20 protein-coding genes and 1 tRNA gene are annotated in these 19,251 nt (G+C 66.7%); 10 read left to right on the top strand and 11 right to left on the bottom strand.

The annotated features are described in order from the left end of the window. Positions 1-24: 24 nt before the first annotated feature. Entirely contained in the window at positions 25-1,677 is a 1,653-nt protein-coding gene (locus tag J2S76_RS03110) for an SPOR domain-containing protein (RefSeq protein WP_307057415.1), read from the top strand. 15 nt (positions 1,678-1,692) lie between these two features. On the opposite strand, the gene J2S76_RS03115 is transcribed toward J2S76_RS03110, so the two are convergent. Together J2S76_RS03115 and J2S76_RS03120 are read right to left on the bottom strand one after the other, a co-directional pair. Then, complete coding sequence (locus tag J2S76_RS03115) at positions 1,693-2,391, bottom strand: DnaJ domain-containing protein (RefSeq protein ID WP_307057418.1); 699 nt, start codon at positions 2,389-2,391, stop codon at positions 1,693-1,695. After that, on the bottom strand, positions 2,388-3,116 hold the full coding sequence (locus tag J2S76_RS03120) for a VWA domain-containing protein (RefSeq protein WP_307057420.1): 729 nt from the start codon (positions 3,114-3,116) through the stop codon (positions 2,388-2,390). The genes J2S76_RS03115 and J2S76_RS03120 overlap by 4 nt, the downstream gene beginning before the upstream one ends. A 161-nt stretch (positions 3,117-3,277) precedes the next feature. Here J2S76_RS03120 and panC point away from each other — a divergent pair, with 161 nt between their 5' ends. Continuing rightward, positions 3,278-4,132: a pantoate--beta-alanine ligase gene (panC, locus tag J2S76_RS03125; protein ID WP_307057422.1), complete on the top strand. Its 855-nt coding sequence runs from the start codon at positions 3,278-3,280 to the stop codon at positions 4,130-4,132. Between the two features lie 15 nt (positions 4,133-4,147). On the opposite strand, the gene J2S76_RS03130 is transcribed toward panC, so the two are convergent. The 4 genes from J2S76_RS03130 to J2S76_RS03145 form a co-directional block, all read right to left on the bottom strand. Continuing rightward, positions 4,148-4,345 (bottom strand): hypothetical protein, encoded by a 198-nt coding sequence (locus tag J2S76_RS03130; RefSeq protein ID WP_307057424.1) that lies wholly within the window; start codon positions 4,343-4,345, stop codon positions 4,148-4,150. A 67-nt stretch (positions 4,346-4,412) separates the two neighbouring features. Then, positions 4,413-4,847: a DUF1489 family protein gene (locus J2S76_RS03135; protein ID WP_307057426.1), complete on the bottom strand. Its 435-nt coding sequence runs from the start codon at positions 4,845-4,847 to the stop codon at positions 4,413-4,415. A 28-nt stretch (positions 4,848-4,875) separates the two neighbouring features. Continuing rightward, positions 4,876-5,547 (bottom strand): glutathione S-transferase family protein, encoded by a 672-nt coding sequence (locus J2S76_RS03140; RefSeq protein ID WP_307057428.1) that lies wholly within the window; start codon positions 5,545-5,547, stop codon positions 4,876-4,878. A 201-nt stretch (positions 5,548-5,748) separates the two neighbouring features. Beyond that, positions 5,749-5,874 (bottom strand): hypothetical protein, encoded by a 126-nt coding sequence (locus J2S76_RS03145; protein ID WP_307057430.1) that lies wholly within the window; start codon positions 5,872-5,874, stop codon positions 5,749-5,751. A gap of 277 nt (positions 5,875-6,151) precedes the next feature. On the opposite strand from J2S76_RS03145, the gene J2S76_RS03150 reads away from it, so the two are divergent. Together J2S76_RS03150 and J2S76_RS03155 are read left to right on the top strand one after the other, a co-directional pair. Further along, entirely contained in the window at positions 6,152-6,835 is a 684-nt protein-coding gene (locus J2S76_RS03150; RefSeq protein ID WP_307057432.1) for a DUF599 domain-containing protein, read from the top strand. Further along, a complete protein-coding gene (locus J2S76_RS03155; RefSeq protein WP_307057434.1) occupies positions 6,825-7,106 on the top strand; it encodes a DUF3253 domain-containing protein in 282 nt (93 codons plus the stop codon). The genes J2S76_RS03150 and J2S76_RS03155 overlap by 11 nt, the downstream gene beginning before the upstream one ends. Here the strand turns inward: J2S76_RS03155 and J2S76_RS03160 are convergent. Together J2S76_RS03160 and mgtE are read right to left on the bottom strand one after the other, a co-directional pair. Then, positions 7,103-7,903 (bottom strand): YdcF family protein, encoded by an 801-nt coding sequence (locus tag J2S76_RS03160; protein ID WP_307057436.1) that lies wholly within the window; start codon positions 7,901-7,903, stop codon positions 7,103-7,105. The two genes, J2S76_RS03155 and J2S76_RS03160, sit on opposite strands and share 4 nt — an antisense overlap. Positions 7,904-7,958: 55 nt before the next feature. Next, on the bottom strand, positions 7,959-9,353 hold the full coding sequence (mgtE, locus tag J2S76_RS03165) for a magnesium transporter (RefSeq protein WP_307057437.1): 1,395 nt from the start codon (positions 9,351-9,353) through the stop codon (positions 7,959-7,961). Between the two features lie 158 nt (positions 9,354-9,511). Here mgtE and J2S76_RS03170 point away from each other — a divergent pair, with 158 nt between their 5' ends. Next, positions 9,512-9,805 carry an acylphosphatase gene (locus J2S76_RS03170; RefSeq protein WP_307057440.1) on the top strand — a complete coding sequence of 98 codons (294 nt, stop codon included), beginning with the start codon at positions 9,512-9,514 and terminating at the stop codon, positions 9,803-9,805. A gap of 2 nt (positions 9,806-9,807) precedes the next feature. Here J2S76_RS03170 and lipB read toward each other — a convergent pair whose 3' ends face one another. Continuing rightward, a complete protein-coding gene (gene lipB / locus J2S76_RS03175; RefSeq protein ID WP_307057442.1) occupies positions 9,808-10,551 on the bottom strand; it encodes a lipoyl(octanoyl) transferase LipB in 744 nt (247 codons plus the stop codon). Between the two features lie 172 nt (positions 10,552-10,723). On the opposite strand from lipB, the gene J2S76_RS03180 reads away from it, so the two are divergent. The 5 genes from J2S76_RS03180 to J2S76_RS03200 all read left to right on the top strand — a co-directional run bounded on the left by J2S76_RS03180 (position 10,724) and on the right by J2S76_RS03200 (position 17,226). Continuing rightward, positions 10,724-10,808 (top strand) — tRNA-Leu (locus tag J2S76_RS03180). Positions 10,809-11,491: 683 nt separating this feature from the next. Beyond that, positions 11,492-12,616, top strand: a complete 1,125-nt coding sequence (locus tag J2S76_RS03185) for a DegT/DnrJ/EryC1/StrS family aminotransferase (protein ID WP_307057445.1) — start codon at positions 11,492-11,494, stop codon at positions 12,614-12,616. A gap of 23 nt (positions 12,617-12,639) precedes the next feature. Next, positions 12,640-13,335: an acetyltransferase gene (locus J2S76_RS03190; protein ID WP_307057447.1), complete on the top strand. Its 696-nt coding sequence runs from the start codon at positions 12,640-12,642 to the stop codon at positions 13,333-13,335. Further along, positions 13,332-14,408: a glycosyltransferase gene (locus J2S76_RS03195; protein ID WP_307057449.1), complete on the top strand. Its 1,077-nt coding sequence runs from the start codon at positions 13,332-13,334 to the stop codon at positions 14,406-14,408. The genes J2S76_RS03190 and J2S76_RS03195 overlap by 4 nt, the downstream gene beginning before the upstream one ends. Before the next feature lie 40 nt (positions 14,409-14,448). Beyond that, a complete protein-coding gene (locus J2S76_RS03200) occupies positions 14,449-17,226 on the top strand; it encodes a glycosyltransferase (protein WP_307057451.1) in 2,778 nt (925 codons plus the stop codon). Between the two features lie 22 nt (positions 17,227-17,248). Here J2S76_RS03200 and J2S76_RS03205 read toward each other — a convergent pair whose 3' ends face one another. Then, on the bottom strand, positions 17,249-18,025 hold the full coding sequence (locus J2S76_RS03205) for a polysaccharide deacetylase family protein (RefSeq protein WP_307057453.1): 777 nt from the start codon (positions 18,023-18,025) through the stop codon (positions 17,249-17,251). A 112-nt stretch (positions 18,026-18,137) separates the two neighbouring features. After that, entirely contained in the window at positions 18,138-19,235 is a 1,098-nt protein-coding gene (locus J2S76_RS03210; RefSeq protein ID WP_307057455.1) for an RluA family pseudouridine synthase, read from the bottom strand. Positions 19,236-19,251: the final 16 nt, after the last annotated feature.

Below are 19,251 nucleotides of genomic sequence, written 5' to 3' on the forward strand. Positions count from 1 at the left end.
GACGGTCACATGCGGGTTCCGGGAATGGTTGGCACCACTTTCATGCGTGCCGCCGTGGCGGTTTTGGCGGTCTCCCTGCTGGGGGCCGGCGTGGCGGAAGCGGCGTCCAAGAAGAAGAAGTCGGTGCGCGCCAAATCGGCCGTCACGCGCAGTGTGGCCAGCACCGGCACATGGTATCGCGGCTATTCCCATATCGTCGTCGACGCCAATACCGGACGCATTCTCGACGCCAATAACCCCGACGCGCTCCGTCATCCGGCGTCCGTCACCAAGGTGATGACGCTGTATCTGCTCTTCGAGCAGTTGGAGAGCGGCCGTATGCGGCTCAACACGCCGCTGCGCGTGTCCGCCTATGCCGCCGCGCAGCAGCCTTCCAAGCTTGGCGTGAAGGCGGGATCCACCATCTCCGTCGAGGATGCCATTCAGGCGCTGGTCACCCGCTCCGCCAACGACGTCGCCGTCGCGATCGCCGAGAACATATCCGGGAGTTCCTCCAGCTTCGCCAACCTGATGACCCGTCGCGCCCGCCAGCTCGGCATGTCGCGCACGGTGTTCAAGAACCCCAATGGACTGCCCAGCCCCGAGCAGGTCACGACCGCACGCGACCTCGCCACGCTCGGCCGCGCCGTTCAGGAGCGCTTCCCGAAATATTACGGCTACTTCGAAATTCGCAGTTTCCAGTACCGCGGTGTCGCCATCCGCAACCACAACCGCCTGCTGGGCCGCGTCGATGGCGTCGACGGCATAAAGACCGGCTACACCAATGCGTCCGGTTTCAACCTGCTCACCAGCGTCAAGAAAGACGGGCGCTACGTCATTGCGGTGGTGATGGGCGGCTCCAGCGCCGCTTCGCGCGACAACCAGATGGTGGCGCTGCTTAGCGAAAACCTCAGCAAGGCGCAGTCCGGTCGGCAGCTGGTCGCCCGAATGAGCGGCGCACCGCAGGGCGCTTCGGCCGACGACGCCGTCGCGCCGGTCGCAATGATCGACGAAGCCCCGGCGGCGCCCAAGACCATTCCGGTGCCCACCAGCAGCCCGCGCGTCGCCATGGCGTCGGCCGTTGCCGATTTCGAAACCACGGCCTCGGTGCCCACGCCCGCCCCCGCTCCGCCCCGTCCGGCCCAGGCCGTGGCGAGCGCCCCGACCCGCAACGCGCCGCCCGTCGGCTCCGCCGCGCCGATCGTGCCGGTCGCGGTGAAGACGGTGGCGGTGGCCCGGCCGAGCGCACCTGTCGCCACCTTCAGCAATCAGCCGGGGATCCTCGGCACGCTGTCCTTCACCAATGGCTTCGTCTCGGACGCGTCCGAGACGCAAGCAGCGGCACCTGCCCAGCGTGCCATCAAGCAGCAGCAGGTTCAGGTCGCCAGCGCTGGCCCGATCGAGATCCCGCGCCAGGAAGCGGAGACCGCCGAGCAGTCCGCCGCGCCGCGTACGGGTTGGGCGATCCAAATCGGCGCCTTCGGCAGTGAGGCCGATGCCCGCGCCCAGATCGCCAAGGCGCAGCAGAAAGCCGGCAGCGCGCTTGCCAAGGCTGACGCCTATACGGAGCAGGCGGTCAAGGGTTCGACCCGCATCGTCCGTGCCCGCTTCGCCGGCTTCGATGCCGAATCCGCTGCTCGCAAGGCCTGCCAGGCCCTCAAGCGCAGCGACTTCGGTTGCATGGTCTTCCGCAACTGAACCGGGGGGATGGGATCAATGGCGGTCGAGCAGGACATCCTTCGCTTCGTTTACCCGGGCAGCGAGATAATTCGACCCGCCCTGGTCGGGATGGAGTTTCTTCATAAGGGATCGGTGAGCCTGGCGGATCTCGTTCGCCCCCGTCCCCGGCTGAAGCCCCAGGATCTGGTAGGCCTCCTCTTCCGTCATCGCGCTGCGGCGCGGCGCGTCAGCGCTCCGCCCGCCCGCATGTCCGTCCACGTTCTCACGCCAGCCGGGCGACCGGCGGTCAAGATAAGCTTCGAGTAGCTGGCGGCTCTCGACATCCACGTCGAGGGCGAAACGCGCAAGGCTGGGAACGTCGAGCGTATCGAGCGCGGCACCGCTCAGCGGGCCGTTGATCACCTTGCCGGCCAGCCGCCCGCTGTCATGGTCGAGCTCCATGTCGAGAAAGGCCGTCCGCACCTTCGACGTCCGCCCCTGGCTCGCCTCGCTCTTCGCCGAAGAGAACGCCTTGCGGATGTCCCAGCCGAAGAGTGAAAGGCCGAAGATCCCGAGCGGCAAGGCCGTCTCGATATGGCCGCGCATCCCGAGAAAACCGGCCACGAGGATGAGCGCGCCGCCCCCGACCCGGCGCCCGAGCTTGGCGAGGATCGCTGGGTTGGAGCGACCGAACGCCTTCAGCCCGTAATAGAGCAGAGCGACGATCGCCGCCCCGATAACCAGATTGATCATCGCGTATCCTGCATCGCGGAAATGAGCCGGCGTGCGCCGGGCGAGGCACCCGCAAGGGCGGCCAACGCCTTCGCTCCGCCGGCGGCATAGGACGCAGCGGCGCGCAGGAGGGCGCGCAACTCGGCGGAGGCCCCGGCGTCGAACCGGCAATAGGCGCCCTTGGTCAGTCGCGCAATCTCGCGAAAGGCGCGCTCGGCGGCGGGGTCGCCGCCTTCCTGGAACATGAAGGCCGGCACGCCGCGCAGCGCCAGAGGACCGGCCTCGGCGCAGAGTGCATCGACATTCTCCTCCATCGCGTCGCCCACGAACACCAGCGCGCCGACAGGCCCCTTCGCCGCCTGCGCGCCCGCGTGGCTCAGTACGCGCCCAATCTGGGTCCGCCCGCCCTGAACCTGAATGCGCCCCATCAGCGCCCCCAGCTTTGTCCCGTCTCCCATCCAGGGCGAGGCCCGGCACTCGCCGAGGCCGCGATAATAGACAAGCTGCATGTCGAGCCCGCCAATGCGGGCCGCCTCCTCGAACATCTCCATCTGCAGGGCGCAGGCGAGATCCCAGGTTGGTCCCCGGCTCATTGTGGCATCGAGGCCAAAGATCAGGCGACCGCGCCGCTCAGCGGTCAGCGGTGCCCGACGCTCCAGCTCGGCGAGGAAGGCAGAGGCCTCGGCGGAGAGCGCAGCGGGCGTCGCCGAGGTGTTTTTGGTCGTTACGGTCTTGTCGGCGGCCATTGCGGTTTCCGATGCGGATTCGGCGCGAGTGTAGCGGGGGATGCAGCCCGGCGAACAGCCCACTCGCCAAGGGTTGACCTTGGGAGCTTTACCCACGCCGCCGGTTGACCCTTGGGGCGGCTCTGCTAGCTTCCGCGCCCCGGCCGAAAGGGGTTTTTGCCATGACGAGCACCCGCGCGATCCGCACTGTTCATACCGTCGCCGCATTGCGCGAACAGGTGCGCCAATGGCGCGCGGACGGCGAGCGGATCGCCCTCGTTCCCACCATGGGCGCGCTGCATGCCGGTCATGTCGCCTTGATGGATGCGGCGCGGGAGAAGGCGGACCGCGTCATCGTATCGATCTTCGTCAACCCGACCCAGTTCGCTCCGACTGAGGACCTTTCGCGCTATCCGCGCACCCTGGAGGCGGATCTCGACAAGGCGGAAGGCGCTGGGGTCGCACTGGCTTTCGTGCCGGATGTCGCGCAGATGTATCCTGAGGGGTTTTGCACCACCATCTCGCTTTCCGGCCCGGCGCTGGGACTGGAAACCGACTTTCGCCCCACCCATTTCGCCGGCGTCGCCACGGTCGTGGCCAAGCTGCTGATCCAGGCGCTACCGGACATCGCCCTGTTTGGCGAGAAGGACTATCAACAGCTCCAGGTGATTAGCCGCCTGGCCCACGATCTCGACCTCCCCGTCGAGGTCGTCGGCGTCCCGACCGTGCGCGAGGCTGACGGCGTCGCCCTTTCCTCGCGCAATGTCTATCTCTCCGCTGAGGAACGAGCGGCGGCGCCAGCGCTCTATGTTGCACTAACCGCAGCGGCGCGGAGGATCACTTTCGAAGCCACAACCGCCGACGCTGTGGAAGAAGCACACGCGGCCATCATCGCCGCCGGCTTTGAGCTCGATTATCTTGAGGCCCGCCACGCCGCTACGCTGGCTCCCATCGCCTCCACCATGGAAGGCCCTGTTCGCCTGCTTGTCGCGGCTCGGATCGGCTCCACGCGCCTTATCGACAATGTAGCCGTCTGACGACTTGCCCCTGCGCTAGATCATGACCGCGTAGGCGACCACCATGGCCGCGATGACCAATGCGAGACTGATACCGAGCACATAGCGCATCGGCTTAACCTCGACCGCCTGCCGCTCCTCCGTGTTGGCCTTCACCACCACTTCGCCATTGTCGACCACGCGGTGATCGTCCGAGTCCGTGTGGGTCATGCCGTCAGACTTTGTCTGGCTCATTCCAAGGGTCCTTTCGCGTTCCGTACGGGAATAACGTGCGAAAGGGCGTTAAGGTCCCTCGATGGCGTCAGAGAAGCCCTAGCGAGCGCAGTTGGCGGCGGAGTTCGTCCGGCAGCGCCGATGCGGCGGCCATGGCGGCAAGGTCCGCCGGTGCATCCTTGGCCGCCAGATAACGCCACCCCTGAAAGGGCCGGTTGGGGCGCGGCTCGACCCGGTGGACAATGGGATCGAGCACGAGATGGCAACGGCGAATGCCGTCGCCATCCACGAAGGGCCGGATGCCGATCAGGGCCTGTCGACAGGCCACCTCGCCCTTGACGACCCAATAGAGCGAGCCGCCATCCAGCAATTCCGCTGTCCGCGTCGGCACCATGCGGGTGGTGTGGACCTGTTCAGCCACCTGTCCGCGGGCCGCCTTGCCAGCGAGGGAGTCGGCGATCCACGCTTCGAGGTCCTCAATGGACTCGGCACCGACGCAGAGTTTGAGCAGGTGGAGCGGCATGGCGGGGGCCCGTTGAGCGACCTGCGCTCTATACCCGCTTCACCACCGGCCAGTCGACTTCGTCTTCGGCGAGCGCGCCCGTCTCCTTCAACGCCGCTTCTTTCCATGCCACGAAGGCAGGATGGCAATGGATCGCCTCGACATAGGCGGCCGCCACCGGGTCGATCTCTATGGCATAGGTGCGCAGCCGGGTTGCCACCGGCGCATACATCGCATCGGCGCCGGAGAACGCGCCGAACAGAAAATCGCCTCCCGCCCCGAAGCGTGCGCGGGCCTCGCCCCAACGGCGAACGATGCGACGAACGTCCTTCATCGCCTCGTCGGGAAACGCGCGGGGCTCGACCGGTCGCCAGAGATTCATCGGCGCCACGCTGCGCAGCGCGCCGAAGCCATTGTGCATCTCGGTAGCGAGAGAACGGGCACAGGCGCGGGCGGCAGGCTCCGCCGGCCAGATTCCCTTGTCAGGAAATCGCTCGGCCAAATGCTCCAGTATGGCGCTCGATTCCCACACCACCGCCTCGCCGTCGATCAGCACCGGCACCTTGCCAGCAGGCGAGCGCTCACGGAGGCGATCCTTGAAGTCGGGCGCATCAAGCGGCACCAGTTCCTCCTCGAAAGGAATGTCCAGTGCCGTCATCGCCAGCCATGGCCGCAGCGACCACGAGGAGTAATTCTTGTTTCCAATGATGAGCCTCAACACTGCGTCGCAACTCCCTGTACCGATCCCAGCCGGAGGTTCCGTTATTTGGCGATGCAGGGCAAATGCAGGCCTGTGATATCGGTGATCAATCCCGGTGATCCTGCCTCGCCACCGGGCAGCCCTGAAATGACAACGGCCCGGCCTTTTCGGGCCGAGCCGTTGTCATGCAACTGAAAACACCAGCGGCCCGAAGGCCTCAGGTCAACCGGCGGCGATCTGCGCCGCCTGAAAACCGCCGAACAGATAGATGAGGGCGATCGCTGCCAGGAACGCGGCTACGGCCCAACGGGCGACTCCCCAACAGGAGCGCTCGGGAATGGAATTCATGATGATCCTCGGAACGATACGTTCACTGCGATGCGCCGAACGACGACTCGAGATACGGGCGCGATCTGAAACAGTATTTAATAAATCGTTACGACGTTCGCAACCGCGAAATCGCCACATTCCACCGCAGCTTGCGCAGTGCAGCCCTGCCTCCCCCGCATGGACGCCCACTCGACAAGCCGACCCGGGGGCTGTTGAAAGCCCCCTCACCACGCTCATCCTGGCCTCCCGGCCAATCGAGGGCGGTCGACCGACCAGCTGACATCCAGGTAACACCATGCTCGGCTTCACCTATATCGACGCGATCGCCTTCTCGGCATTCTGCTTGGCATGGGTCGCCTATCACCTGGTGATGGAGGGAAGCTGGGCCGAATCGCGCACCCTCAACCGGCGGATGGACGCGTACCGTCACGAGTGGATGCGCCGCATGCTGGAGCGCGAGAACCGCATCGTCGACGCGCAGATCGTCGCTGCACTGCAGAACGGTACGGCCTTCTTCGCTTCCACCTCGCTCCTGGCCATCGGCGCCACCCTTGCCATCCTGCAATCGACAGAGGCTGTGATGGCGCTGTTCAGAGACCTGCCCTTCGGCGCCCCAAACCGCACGAGCTGGGAACTGAAGACGCTTGGCCTGACTCTCATCTTCGCCAACGCCTTTTTCAAGTTTGCCTGGGCGTATCGGTTGTTCAACTACTCGACCATCCTGCTTGGGTCGACGCCACCGCCCTCCGAGGCCGGGACGCCGCAGGCGCAGGCTCATGTCGTCAAGCTCGCCCGCATGGCGACCATCGCCGGACGGCATTTCAATCGGGGGCAGCGAGCCTTCTTCTTCGCCATCGCCTATCTCGGCTGGTACATCAATGGCTGGGCGCTGATGGCCGCCACGCTCGCCATCTTCCTCGTCATGATCAACCGGCAGCTGGGCCGGGATTCGCACTGGGTACTCGACAATGACGGATAGTCCTCCCCGCCCCTCCGAAGAAACCGTCGAGGCGGCGATCCTTGCCGTCGCCAGCCAGCCCGGCGCCGCCCGGACGGTGACGCCGGAGGATGTGGCGCGCAGCGTCGCCACCGGGCCCGACTGGCAGAGCCTGCTGCCTTCGGTGCGGCGCGGTGCGCTGCGCCTCGCCCAGGCCGGACGGCTGGTGCTCTATCGCAAGGGCAAGCCTGTCGACCCCTCGGATCTACGCGGCGTCTACCGGGTGGGCCTGCCGTCGGAAGGCGAGGGCTAACGCGCCTCCGGACCCGGCAGCGGGCTGTCGATGCGGCCTGTGAAATAGTAGACGGCGAGACCGACCCATTCGCGCAGCGCCAGCTCGAAGAAGCTCAGCCCCTCAGCCACCGAGCTGAAGAGGCGGAAATAGCCGGGCACACCGGTGGTGCGGAAGTCGACGGGATAGGCCGTGACTGGAAATCCGACCGCGCGGAAGCAGCCCACCGCGCGCGGCATGTGATAGGCGGAGGTAACGAGAAGCCAGTTCTCTCCTGGAGCCGGTTTGACGAGGGCCATCGCCAGGCGCGCGTTCTCCGCCGTATTCCGCGAGGCGCTCTCAAACATCACACGCTCTTCGGCTAGCCCGATCTGCGGCAGCGCCATACGCACCACATCCGCCTCCTGCATCGGTGAGTCGCTCAGGCGCCCGCTGCCGCCGGCAACGACGATGCGCGCGTTCGGATAAAGGCGGGCGAGTTCGCCCATCGCCAGAATGCGCTCGGCCGATTCTTGGAAAGACGGTTGCCCCCGCGCGGCGCTGATGCCGGGGAGTTCCGACCCGCCGAGCACGATGATGCCATCAACCTGACGGCCGCTTTCGACATAGGGCGGGAAGCGGCCTTCCAGCGGCACAAGCAGCATGCGCCCGAACGGGCCGAGGCCGATCAGCAGCAGGCCCACAGCGCCGATCGTCGCGAGCGTCATGCCAAGCTGATGCCAGCGCAGGCTCAGCGCCAACCCCGCCACTGCCAGCACGGTGAGCAGGGTGGAGGGCGCCACGACTAACCAGAAGACCTTAGAGACATAGAAGAACACGCAGCGCCTCCTCAGCCAAAAGCGGCCCGGCGGCCGGCCCGGGCATCGTCCCCGCCTAGAACCACAGAGACGCGATCCCGAGAAAGGCGAAGAACCCGACGACATCGGTGATGGTGGTCACGAAAGGACCCGACGCGACCGCCGGATCAACCTTCAGGCGGTCGAGCGTCAGCGGGATGAGAATGCCGCCCAGCGCGGCGGCCGCGAGATTGATCACCATCGCCAGCGCGATCACGAAGCCGAGGTCGGCCACACCAAAACGCGCGAACACCACGACGGCCATGATCACCGCGAAGACCACGCCGTTGAAGAGACCCACCAGCAGTTCGCGCGCGATGACCCGGCGGGCATTGCTCGGCCGCAATTCGCGGGTGGCAAGTGCTCGTACCGCCACCGTCATGGTTTGTGTCGCCGCATTGCCGCCCTGGCTGGCGACGATCGGCATCAGCACGGCCAGTGCCACCATGCGCTGGAGCTCGTTCTCGAACAGGGCGATGACGAAGGAGGCAATGTTGGCGGCGATCAGGTTGAGGAGGAGCCAGGAGAAGCGGCTGCGGGCAATGTACCAGAAGCTGTCGGACAGTTCCTCGTCGCCGGCGACGCCGCCGAGCGCCTTCAGGTCCTCATCCGCCTCTTCCTGGATCACGTCGACGATGTCGTCGACGGTGAGCACGCCGACGAGGCGCCCGGCCTCGTCGACCACCGGTGCCGAGATGAGGTTGTAGCGCTCGAACACACGCGCCACGTCTTCCTGGTCGTCGGTGGCGTTGACGACGTGACGGTCCGGCGTCACCACGTCGCTGAGCTTGGTGCCGCGCTTGGTGCGCAAAAGCCGGTCGAGCGGCACCGAGCCGTTCAGACGATAGGTGGCATCGACGACGAACACCTCGAAGAAGGTTTCCGGCAGCCCCTCGGTCTCGCCGATATAGTCCAGCGTCTGGCCGACGGTCCAATAGGGCGGTAGCGCAATGAACTCCGTCTGCATGCGCCGGCCGGCGCTTTCCTCGGGATAATCGAGGCTGCGCTGCAGCGCCGCCCGCTCCGGGATCGACAGATTGGAGAGAATTTCCTGCTTGTCGGCGTCGTCGAGGTCTTCAAGAATGTAGACCGCGTCGTCGGAATCGAGGTCGCGCATGCCGTCGACGACGGTCTGGGTCGACAGCGCCTCAAGGATCTGCACGCGCACCGTCTCGTCGAGCTCGGTCAGCGCGGTAAAGTCGAAATCGCTCCCCAGCAGTTCGATCAGCTGGGGACGATCCGGGGCCGGCAGCGCTTCCAGCAGCCGCGCGACATCGGTCTCGTGCAGATCGCTGACAATCGCACGCAGGGCCGCGACATCGCCAGCGTCGATGGCACCGACCACCGCCTCGACGAAGCCGGGCGTCTCGCTCGGATCGTTGTCGTGCTCCGGCCCGCGCAGCGGGGTGGCGAGATCGGTCTCTTCGCGCATGCCTACTCCGGACGGGGCGTGAGGGATGAACGGATCGGCCCGCGACGGGGACGGTGCGCGTTCATGGACGAGCTGGTGTTAATGAAGAGTCGGCGCAGGGACAATTCCTTAAGCCGCTTGCGGTTTCGCGCTACCGAAACTTTGTTGAGGGAGTTCTCATGACGAGCATTGCGGCGACCCGCCTCATCGTGCGCGGACGGGTGCAGGGCGTCGGCTACCGCGCCTGGCTCGCACGCGAAGCCGCGAGGCGCGGCCTGCGGGGGTGGGTACGCAACCGGCACGACGGCAGCGTCGAGGCGCTGCTGTTCGCCCCCGCGCCGACACTGGACGATTTTCTCGCCGCCTGCCGGACGGGGCCTGCGGCGGCGGACGTCATCGAGGTGACGGTCCGGGAAGAGGCGGCGCCGGCGGCAGACGCCTTCGGCGACTTCGCGATCTGGCCCACAGCTTAACCTCAGGCCGCATCGACGATCGTCGGCCCGAACACCGTTTCGAAGGCCTGGCGCAAGGCGAGGTCGGCATCGTCCATCGTCACCGGCAGGCCAAGATCGACAAGGCTGGTGATGCCATGCTCGCGCACGCCACACGGCACGATGCCGGCGAAATGAGAGAGTTCTGGCTCAACATTGAGCGAGACCCCGTGCAGCGTCACCCAGCGACGCACCCGGATGCCGATAGCGGCGATCTTGTCCTCGCCGGTGCCCGCCTTTTCTGGGCGACGCACCCACACGCCGACCCGATCCTCCCGGCGCTCGCCGCGCACATTGAACGAATCGAGCGCGCGGATCAGCCATTCCTCCAGTGCGGCGACATAGCGGCGAACGTCGGGTTCGCGTCGCTTCAGGTCCAGCATCACATAAGCGACGCGCTGGCCGGGGCCGTGATAGGTGAACTGCCCTCCCCGCCCCGTATCGAAGATCGGGAATCGGCCGGGGTCGACAAGGTCCTCCGCTCGGGCGCTGGTGCCGGCCGTATAGAGCGGGGGATGTTCCAGCAGCCAGACGAGTTCGTCCGCCGCGCCAGCGGCGATCGCCGCGGCACGCTGGTCCATCTCCGCCAGCGCCTCGGGATAGGCCACCGGCGCGGCCGATACACGCCAGCGCACCGGGGCCGCCCCGGGTATCGGCAGCAACAGCGGATGAAGCCCGTCACGATCGACGGCGCTGGCGTTTGCAGGGTTATGAGCCGCGTCTTCCATGGCTGATACATAATGGCTGCCCCCGCTCCTGTCGCCTGTGCCGCCATGGGCGAGCAGCGATGCTGTCCACAGGCGCGTGCGCAAGCCGGGTGGCTCTTGTAGACGCCTACTCCATCTGCTAGACGATGCCCCGCTCGCGCTGGAAGCTGATGAGGCAACCGGCGCTGGCGATGCGGTCGTGGCGGAATTGGTAGACGCGCTGCCTTGAGGTGGCAGTGGGTAACACCGTGGAGGTTCGAGTCCTCTCGACCGCACCATTCTTTTGAATGCGTGCTTCTTTCATCAGACGCTTCCTGCTTGGCCCGCACCGGAACATGGGGTGCGGGATTGAATGTTCCGGCATCGTTAGCGTTTAAGTAGCTCGCAGCGGTCGTCTGTTGCCTCCCCTCAGCCCTTTGTCTGCAGAGGGAGGCCCTCGTCCCCCAACTCCAGCCCAGAACGCCTTCCCATCGCGCCGGCATTCGCTGCCGCAGGTCGAAGCGATCGTGCGGACGTCATGCGCTGACGTCCGGACGCCGGCGGCGCGGAACGCAGCGCCCTGCTGCGGCATAGCGGCTCTCGATCCATCAGCCAGGGCGGCGAGATCACACCGTCTGGAATGACAATCTCGGACCGCGCGATTCACCCCTTACGCTGATCGCCCGCGAACGGCCCGGTGTACTCGTTGGTCGACCAATCGCCGGCACGCTGGGGCCGCCACCATGATGGCCAATCGGCCTTGGTGGGACAATGGCTTGCCCCCATGACACGGCGGCGGCACGGGACGGGATGGGACGATTCCCGGGGCGCCCGCGCCGGCAATCGGCGCGTTTCGACCGCGCCGTTCGAGCCAAGCCGCCCCCTTTTGGATAGGCTCGCTCAACCCGTGGGAATTGTGTAAGAGCGGGTAAGGTTGAGTCGTCGCATGGCGCGTTCGTCCGGCAGCACAAGCACGAAACACATGCGCGTACCTCTTCTGAAGCCTCGCCCCATCCGCCTCAGTCACTATGCCGATGATCTGGCGGCGCATGAGGCTTCCGGCGTGTTCTCGAATTTCGGCCCGATCAACACGGCCTTCGAGTCACGACTGCTGAGCGACGTCTTCGGCGGCGACGGGGCCTGCCTGACGGCCTGCAACGCGACTATCGCGCTGCTGCTGGCGGTCAAGGAAGCGGTCCATTTCGGCGGGCGCCGGGGCAGATACGCGCTGGTGCCCTCCTTCACCTTCGCGGCAACGGCCCATGCGGCGGCGTGGTGCGGCCTCACGCCGATCCTCTACGACATCGAGCCGGAGACATGGCTCCCCTCCCGCGAGGCCGAGCAGCGCCTGATGGAGCGCCATGGCGAGGATATCGCCGTCATTCTGCCCTACGCCACCTACGGCAACTGCCTCGATCTCAATTGGTACGCTGCCCTTGCCGCGCGCACGGGCGTGGGGGTGGTGATCGACGCCGCCGCCTCGCTGGGTACCCGCGATGCCGCCGGGCACGGCTTTGGGCATGGCGCGCCGATGTCGGTCGTCTACTCGATGCACGCGACCAAGACCTTCGCCACCTCGGAAGGCGCAGTGATCTATTGCGCGGACAAGCAGCGCATCGCCCGGCTGCGGCAGATGGCGAATTTCGGCTTCGACGGCGCGCGCGCGGCCCAGATGCCCGGCCTCAACGCCAAGCTCGCCGAGCTGCCCGCGCTGCAGGCGCTGCGCAAGCTCGACGAGATCGACCGGGTTGTCGAACGCCGCGCCGAACTCTACGCGCTCTACCGCGCGCGGCTGCAGGACTTCACCTTCCAGCGCCACACGGGCACGCGCGCCGCTCATCAGTTCGTGCCGACGCTGATGCCGGAGGAGGCCGGCATTCCCCGGGCGACCTTCGTCCAGCGCATGAAGGAACGGGGCGTGGATCTCGGCACCTATTTCAGCCCGCATCTGGCCGAGCAGCCCTATTTCAAGGACATAGCGGTGGTGGACGAGCTGCCGGTCACCGCGGCCATCGCGCCCCGTGTCGTTGCGCTTCCTCTCTATGACACAATGGAAGAGGCTGAGCTGCGTTATGTGTGCGAGGCGGCGGCGGACTGCCTGCGCTGACGCGCAGCCGGAGGATCACGGGAATGGCGATGCAGGGGCGGGACGAATTGCGGTCCGCGCGCGCGGCGGTTCTGTACGGAGCCGGCGGCCAGGCCCGCGAGCTGCGCTACGAGATGGAGCGTGACGGCGTGCGGGTCCAGGCCTTCGTCGATGATCTGGCGGCCGGACGCGAGGTCGACGGCCTGCCGGTACTGGCCTTCGAGGACGCCGCTTCCCGGTTCAAGGACAGCGACTGGTTCGTCGCCATCGGTGCGATCGCCGTCCGCCGGCGGATCGCCGACCGGTTGCGCGCCGCCGGCCTGCCGCTCGGCCGGTTCGTCAGTAGCACGGCGCACATGCTGCCATCCGCCCGGGTGGGCGACGGGGTGCAGGTGTTCCATGGCGCCGTGCTCTCGGCCTCGATCCGGCTCGGCGCATTCGGGCTTGTGAACTTCGGTTGCGTGCTGTCGCACGACGTCCATGTCGGCGCCTTCGCCACCCTCTGCCCGGGCGTGCATCTGGCGGGCCATGTCCATGTCGGCGAGGGGGTCTGGATCGGGGTCGGCGCGTCGATCCGCAATGGTTCGCCGGATCGACCGCTGATGATCGGCGACGGCGCCTTCATCGCGGCCGGGGCCTGCGTGGTGGGCGACGTTCCGGCTGGCGCGGTGGTGGCCGGCGTGCCGGCGCGGCCCTTTCCGTCGGGGCCGGCGGGCAAGGACCCCGGAGCGCGCGCATGAGGGCCCCCCGTGTATCGGTCGTCATGCCGTCCTACCGGCATGAGGCCTATATTGCCGAGGCGATCGGCTCTGTCCTCGGACAGTCGATGGCCGATCTCGAACTGATCGTCGTCGATGACGCCTCGCCCGACGGCTCAAATGCGGTGATCCGCCAGTTCGACGATGCCCGGCTGGTCCATGTCCCGCTTGAGGCGAATATCGGCGCCAGCGCGGCAATGAATGTCGCGGTGCGACTGGCCCGCGCTCCGCTAGTCGCGGTGTGCAATTCCGACGATGTGTGGGAGCAGGACAAGCTCGCCCGCCAGATCGACCTTCTGGAGCGCCTGCCGGATTGTGCCGCCCTTTTCTGCAATGTGCGCTGGATCGACGGCGCCGGACAGCTGCTCGAGGATTTGGGGCCCGTCCCGGCGGACCTCTTTACCCAGGAGAACCGAAGCCGGCACCGCTGGCTCAGTCAACTGGTGGAAAACGGAAACTGCCTCTGCCACCCCTCCGTCCTCATCCGGCGCGAGGCCTACGCGGAATGCGGGCTCTATGACGAGTATCTGCGCCAGTTGCCGGACTATGACATGTGGCTGCGACTGCTGCAGAAGCACCCGATCCACGTCATGCCCGATCGGCTGGTCCGCTTCCGCCTGCACGGAACAAACACGTCGGGACATTCGCCCGACGCGGCGGAGCGCAACGCGCGCGAGATGCGGTTCATCCTGCGCCGGTTCTTCGAGGAGGTGAGCGCGGAGAATTTCGCTTCCGCCTTTCTGGGCGGGGCGGGATACAAGCCCCCGACGGCCGCAGGGAGCGACCCTCGCGCCGATTCACGCGACGTCTGGCGCTACCTGCTTTCCCATGAGGGCCCGCGGCGGCAAGACTTCCGGGAGTTCGTCCTGGAAGCGGTTTTCCGCGCGCCGCCCGAACTTCGGCGGGAGGTGGTGCCGATGCCGGCCTTCCAGCTTGCCATGGGGGCGCCCGGCGGCAGGTTGACGCCCCCGCCGCTACCGCCGCCGCCACCGCTTACCTTAACTCGGCGCCTGCGCCGCCTTTTCAAGCGTCTCAGGAAGACACGAAAAGGCTGAATGACCCGCCGTCGCTGCGCCGCATCTGCATTGAATCGCCATGGTTGATATCCGCAAACTGGCCGATCTGGCCCTCGCTGTTCCCGCCGACATCGGAGGCGGCAGTGCGCTCGACAAGCTCTACGTCATGGCCGGCCTCGCCGCCCGCCTCGACTTGAAGACCTATGTCGAGATCGGGGTCTATCGCGGCCGCAGCCTTCTTCCCCTCGCCTGGTCCTTTGCCGCGCGCGGCGGGCGCAGCTACGGCATCGACCCGTATTCGCGGGCGGCCGCCCGGGAAGCGGATATCCCAGCTGCGGTTTTCGACGAAGTGACGGCCTTCATCGAGACCACGGACTATGACGCGCTGCACGACGCCTTCCTGCAGCGTCGCGACGAACTGCATCTGGCAGCGTCCTGCGAACTGCTGCGCGAGACCTCCGCGCGGGCGATCGACGTGCTGCGCGGGCGCGGCGTCGCGGCGGGCATGGTCCATATCGACGGCAACCACGACCGCGCCGAGGTGCTCGCCGATGTCGAGGCCTATTTCGGCCTTATGGGCGAGGGCGCGGTCATGGTGCTCGACGATATCGACTGGCCATCGGTCGGCGATGGACTGGCGCTTGCGCGCGAAAGGCTGACGCCGGTATTCGAGACCGCGACCTATGCGGTGCTGATCCGCTCACGCGATGCCGCGCTGGCCGGTGAACTTGGCGCGCTCTGCCACTCGCTGGAGCGGCACGCCCTGCGCTTCCTCCATCCACGGCCGGCACCCAAGGTGTCGGTGTCGATGATCACCTTCAATCACGAGCGATTCATCGGGCAGGCCATCGAGAGCGCGCTCGCCCAACAGACGGATTTCGAGGTCGAGATCGTCATCGGCGAGGACCGCTCCACCGACGCCACGCGCGCCATCTGCCGCAGCTACCGCGACCGCTATCCCGACCGCATCCATCTGGTCGAGCGGCCGGTAAATATCGGAGCCGTTCCCAACTATCTCGAAACCTGCCGGGAGTGCCGGGGGGAGTATGTTGCCTTTCTCGAAGGCGACGACGTCTGGACCGACCCGCACAAGCTGAGCAAGCAGGTTGCGTTCCTCGATTCTCATCGCGACTACGCCATCTGCTTCCACAATGTGCTAGTCGCCGACGAGGACGGGACGCCGACACATCCCCTGTTCGCCACGCTGCCCGCGTCCAGCACCGCTGCCGATCTGTGCGCGGGCGACTTCATCGCCACGCCCTCCTGCATGATGCGCAACCGCCTCATCGCCGAGATACCAGCCTGGATGTACGCCCTGCCCGGCTGCGGCTGGCCTTTCAATATACTGAATGCCCAGCACGGCATGATTGGCTATATCGACGAGCCGATGGCCGTATCCCGGCGGCACGCCGGGACGTTCCGGTCGAGGCGCCCTGGGCGCGAGCGACTGGTATCTGCGATCAGGCTCAGCCTCCAGCTCGACCGGCTCTTCGACTTTCGCTACCGCGCGCAATTCGCGCAGTTCATCGCCGCCAACCGGCGAGCGCTCGGGACCGAACTCGATATCGAAATTGGGGAGGTCGGGGCGCCAATGCCGCCTTTGCCACGGCCGGTACGGCGGCGGGGGCGCATCTCAACAGCGCGAAAGGCGCTGCAGAGACGGGTACGGCAATGGTTCTCCGGCGACGACGGAGCTGACGCGCTGCCCGCCATGCTTGATCTTCTCATCCTTGACGACGCCTATCCGCACCCGCAATCCGGCTTCCGGCGGGAAGAATTCGACACCTATCTCGCCCTGTTCGAGCGCGTGCGCGTCTTCTCAAGCGGCGCTGCGAGCACTTTCTTCAAGGACAAACGTTCCATCGAGGAGGTGATCGCCGAGCACGACGTCGCCGCGCCGGCCCTGAGCGGCAAGACCCGGCCCATGGCCAAGCTGCCGCCCAACCAGCGCGCCCGCTGCGGATTGACGGTTTTTGCCGGCAATTGCGCGGCAAGCCTCGCCCATTTCGAGGCGAACGCCATTCCGTTCGTGTTTACGCTCTATCCCGGCGGCGCCTTCTTCATGCGGGACGCGACGTCCGACGATCGCCTGCGCCGCATCTTTGCCAGCCCTATGTTCCGAAAGGTGATTGTGACGCAGAAGATCACGCTCGACTATCTCGTCGAGAAGGGCTTCTGCGCACGGGGCGAGATCGAATTCATCTATGGCGTCGTCACGCCGGCGACGAATCTCGACCCGCCCGCCCCCCTACCGCGCTATGGCGAGGGGAAGCCGCGCCTCGACATCTGCTTCACCGCGCACAAATACACGTCCGACGGTCGCGACAAGGGATATGACCTGTTCCTCGACGTCGCCCGCGCACTGGCGGCGCGCTTCGACGACTGCCATTTCCATGTCGTAGGCGGCTTCGGGCCGGACGACCTGCCGCTCGACGGGCTGGACGGGCGCATTACTTTCTACGGCAGCCGCGAGCCGGGCTGGCTGCGCGACTTCTATCGGGACAAGGACCTGATCCTGCTGTGCAATGTCCCGTTTGTGCTGCTGCCCGGCGCTTTTGACGGCTTTCCCACGGCCTGCGGCTCGGATGCCATGCTGAACGAGGTCGCGTTGTTCTGCACCGATCCGCTGAACCTGAACTGCGCCTTTGTCGACGACCGCGACCTCGTGCTGGTGCCGCATGAGGTGGAGGCGATCGTGGAGAAGGTGAGCTGGTATCGCGCGCATCCCTCGGCGTTGCGGGAGTTGGCCCGCAGCGGCCGGGTGGCGGCGGAGCGCGTCTATGGCTTCGACGCCCAGCTCGCCCCGCGCCTCGCGTTGCTGCACCGGCAGATCTTCGCCGGGGGAGCCGAGGCCTAGCCGTCGTTGGCGCCGCCGCGCCTCACGGCGCCGTCGCGGTACGTGGGGGCACCGGCACGATGTGCACGACGCGGTAGCCCTTCTCTTTCAACGCGGTGAGAAATGCCGGCAGCATCTTGGCGGTCTGCGCCCGCGTGTCGTGCAAGAGGATGATGCCCCGGCCGGCATGGTCGAGACGGGCCATGACCAGGGTGAGCTGCTCTTCCGGCGTCATCGGATTCCAGTCGGACGCCCAGAGATCGGCGCCGAACACGCCGATGCCGCGCCCCTTCAGGTAATCGAGCAGTTCCGACGACGCACCGAAGCCGGGAAAGCGGAAGAAGGGCACGCGCGGACGGGTGCCGCTGGCGCCATAGGCGGCCTTGTCGTCCGCCGCGATCCCCTTCTCGATGTCGGCCACGGCTTTGTCATAGGCGATATCGGCCAGCGTCATCGGGTGGGTCATGCTGTGATGGCCCACCGTGTGACCCTCGGCAATCTCGCGGCGCAGCAGATCGGGATGGCCGGCGGCGTTGCGGCCGATGACAAAGAAGGTGGCGCGCACGCATTCGCGCGCCAGCGCCTTCAGCACGGACGGAGTCGTGCCTGGCAGCGGACCGTCATCGAAGGTCAGCACGACTTCGCGGTCGGCGAGGTCGAGCGTCTGCGGGAAATGCTTGGTCCCGACCTGCAGGCCCGACGGATCGACCTGCATCACCCGCGAGGTCCCGAGCTTGCCGGTGCAGTCCTGCGCCATCGCCGTAGGGCCAGCGAGGCACAGAGACAGGAAAAGCGCGGCGCGGCAGGCGGCGGGCAACATGAGCAAGGCTCCCGGCAGAGGCGATTTCGCAGCTGCGTAGCCCATTGCCGGCGCCCGCGCCATCCGTGCCCGTGCGGCATCCACCAGCCCTGCCTCGCCGCTCGCCGGCGCCTCAGCTTTCCGGGGCATCGACGATCGGGTCGTACTGCGAAGCGTCGAAGCCGAGAACGTTCCAGCTCTGCTGCATGTGCGGGGGCAGCGGCGCCGAGACGTCGATCAGCTTGTCGCCGCGCGGATGCGGGATGACCAGCCGGCGCGCCAGAAGATGCAGCCGGTTCTGCAGCCCGCCCGGCAGCGGCCAGTTCTCGATGTCGAAATATTTCGGGTCGCCGACGATGGGATGGCCGATATGGGCGGCATGGGCGCGCAGCTGGTGGGTGCGGCCCGTTACCGGCTTCATCGACAGCCATGCCAGCTTCTGCGCCGCATTGTCCACTACGGCGTAATAGGAGATGGCGTGGCTGGCCTCGTCGTCGCCATGCCGGGCCACGCGCATCTTTTCCGCCGCCTCGTCCTTGGCGAGATAGGTGGAGATGCGGCCCTGCGAGGGGCGCGGCACGCCGGGAACCAGCGCCCAGTAGACCTTGCGGGCCGAGCGCGAGCGGAAGGTCTTGGCCAGCGTCGAAGCCGACAGGCGGCTCTTAGCCACCAGCAGGATGCCAGATGTATCCTTGTCGATGCGGTGGACGAGGCGCGGCTTCTGCCCGTCGGAACCGCGCAGCGCCTCCAGCATGCCGTCGACATGGCGATAGGTGCCCGAACCGCCCTGGACGGCGAGGCCGAACGGCTTGTTGAGCACCAGCACGTCGCGGTCCTCGTAAAGCGTCATGTCCTTCAGCGCGCGGGCGTCCTTGTCGTCTGAGCTGGACCGCCGCACCGCCGGGGCGGCGAGTTCCTCGCCTTCCTCGCCGGAGCGCGCGCTGCGCGCGGCCAGACGGGGGGGCGCCTCGCCACGCGCCTTCGCTTCCTCCGCCTCCAGATGCTCGGCGGCCGAGAGCTGCGGCTTCTCCTCCAGCGGGGGGATCCGAATGACCTGGCCGGCGGAAAGCCGCGTATTGGTCTTCACCCGGCCGCCCTCCACACGCACCTGCCCGCTGCGTAGCAGCTTCTGCAGATGGCCAAAGGAAAGGTCGGGGAAATGCGACTTGAACCAGCGGTCGAGCCGCATGCCCTCTTCATCCGCGTCGACGCGGCGTGTCTCAACGGCCATGGCGTGGGTACTCCTT

The sequence above is a fragment of the Ancylobacter vacuolatus genome (genome assembly GCF_030813595.1).
GTDB classification, from domain to species: Bacteria; Pseudomonadota; Alphaproteobacteria; order Rhizobiales; family Xanthobacteraceae; genus Ancylobacter; species Ancylobacter vacuolatus.

What these genes read in the sequence shown, in the direction of transcription:
- J2S76_RS03195 (WP_307057449.1), top strand. Translation starts at nt 13,332, where the DNA reads ATGAGGGCCCCCCGTGTATCGGTCGTCATGCCGTCCTACCGGCATGAG.
- panC (WP_307057422.1), top strand. Translation starts at nt 3,278, where the DNA reads ATGACGAGCACCCGCGCGATCCGCACTGTTCATACCGTCGCCGCATTG.
- J2S76_RS03145 (WP_307057430.1), bottom strand. Translation starts at nt 5,874, where the DNA reads ATGAATTCCATTCCCGAGCGCTCCTGTTGGGGAGTCGCCCGTTGGGCC.
- J2S76_RS03205 (WP_307057453.1), bottom strand. Translation starts at nt 18,025, where the DNA reads ATGTTGCCCGCCGCCTGCCGCGCCGCGCTTTTCCTGTCTCTGTGCCTC.
- J2S76_RS03170 (WP_307057440.1), top strand. Translation starts at nt 9,512, where the DNA reads ATGACGAGCATTGCGGCGACCCGCCTCATCGTGCGCGGACGGGTGCAG.
- J2S76_RS03130 (WP_307057424.1), bottom strand. Translation starts at nt 4,345, where the DNA reads ATGAGCCAGACAAAGTCTGACGGCATGACCCACACGGACTCGGACGAT.
- J2S76_RS03115 (WP_307057418.1), bottom strand. Translation starts at nt 2,391, where the DNA reads ATGATCAATCTGGTTATCGGGGCGGCGATCGTCGCTCTGCTCTATTAC.
- mgtE (WP_307057437.1), bottom strand. Translation starts at nt 9,353, where the DNA reads ATGCGCGAAGAGACCGATCTCGCCACCCCGCTGCGCGGGCCGGAGCAC.
- J2S76_RS03210 (WP_307057455.1), bottom strand. Translation starts at nt 19,235, where the DNA reads ATGGCCGTTGAGACACGCCGCGTCGACGCGGATGAAGAGGGCATGCGG.
- J2S76_RS03150 (WP_307057432.1), top strand. Translation starts at nt 6,152, where the DNA reads ATGCTCGGCTTCACCTATATCGACGCGATCGCCTTCTCGGCATTCTGC.
- J2S76_RS03120 (WP_307057420.1), bottom strand. Translation starts at nt 3,116, where the DNA reads ATGGCCGCCGACAAGACCGTAACGACCAAAAACACCTCGGCGACGCCC.
- J2S76_RS03190 (WP_307057447.1), top strand. Translation starts at nt 12,640, where the DNA reads ATGGCGATGCAGGGGCGGGACGAATTGCGGTCCGCGCGCGCGGCGGTT.
- J2S76_RS03185 (WP_307057445.1), top strand. Translation starts at nt 11,492, where the DNA reads ATGCGCGTACCTCTTCTGAAGCCTCGCCCCATCCGCCTCAGTCACTAT.
- lipB (WP_307057442.1), bottom strand. Translation starts at nt 10,551, where the DNA reads ATGGAAGACGCGGCTCATAACCCTGCAAACGCCAGCGCCGTCGATCGT.
- J2S76_RS03135 (WP_307057426.1), bottom strand. Translation starts at nt 4,847, where the DNA reads ATGCCGCTCCACCTGCTCAAACTCTGCGTCGGTGCCGAGTCCATTGAG.
- J2S76_RS03200 (WP_307057451.1), top strand. Translation starts at nt 14,449, where the DNA reads ATGGTTGATATCCGCAAACTGGCCGATCTGGCCCTCGCTGTTCCCGCC.
- J2S76_RS03110 (WP_307057415.1), top strand. Translation starts at nt 25, where the DNA reads ATGGTTGGCACCACTTTCATGCGTGCCGCCGTGGCGGTTTTGGCGGTC.
- J2S76_RS03155 (WP_307057434.1), top strand. Translation starts at nt 6,825, where the DNA reads ATGACGGATAGTCCTCCCCGCCCCTCCGAAGAAACCGTCGAGGCGGCG.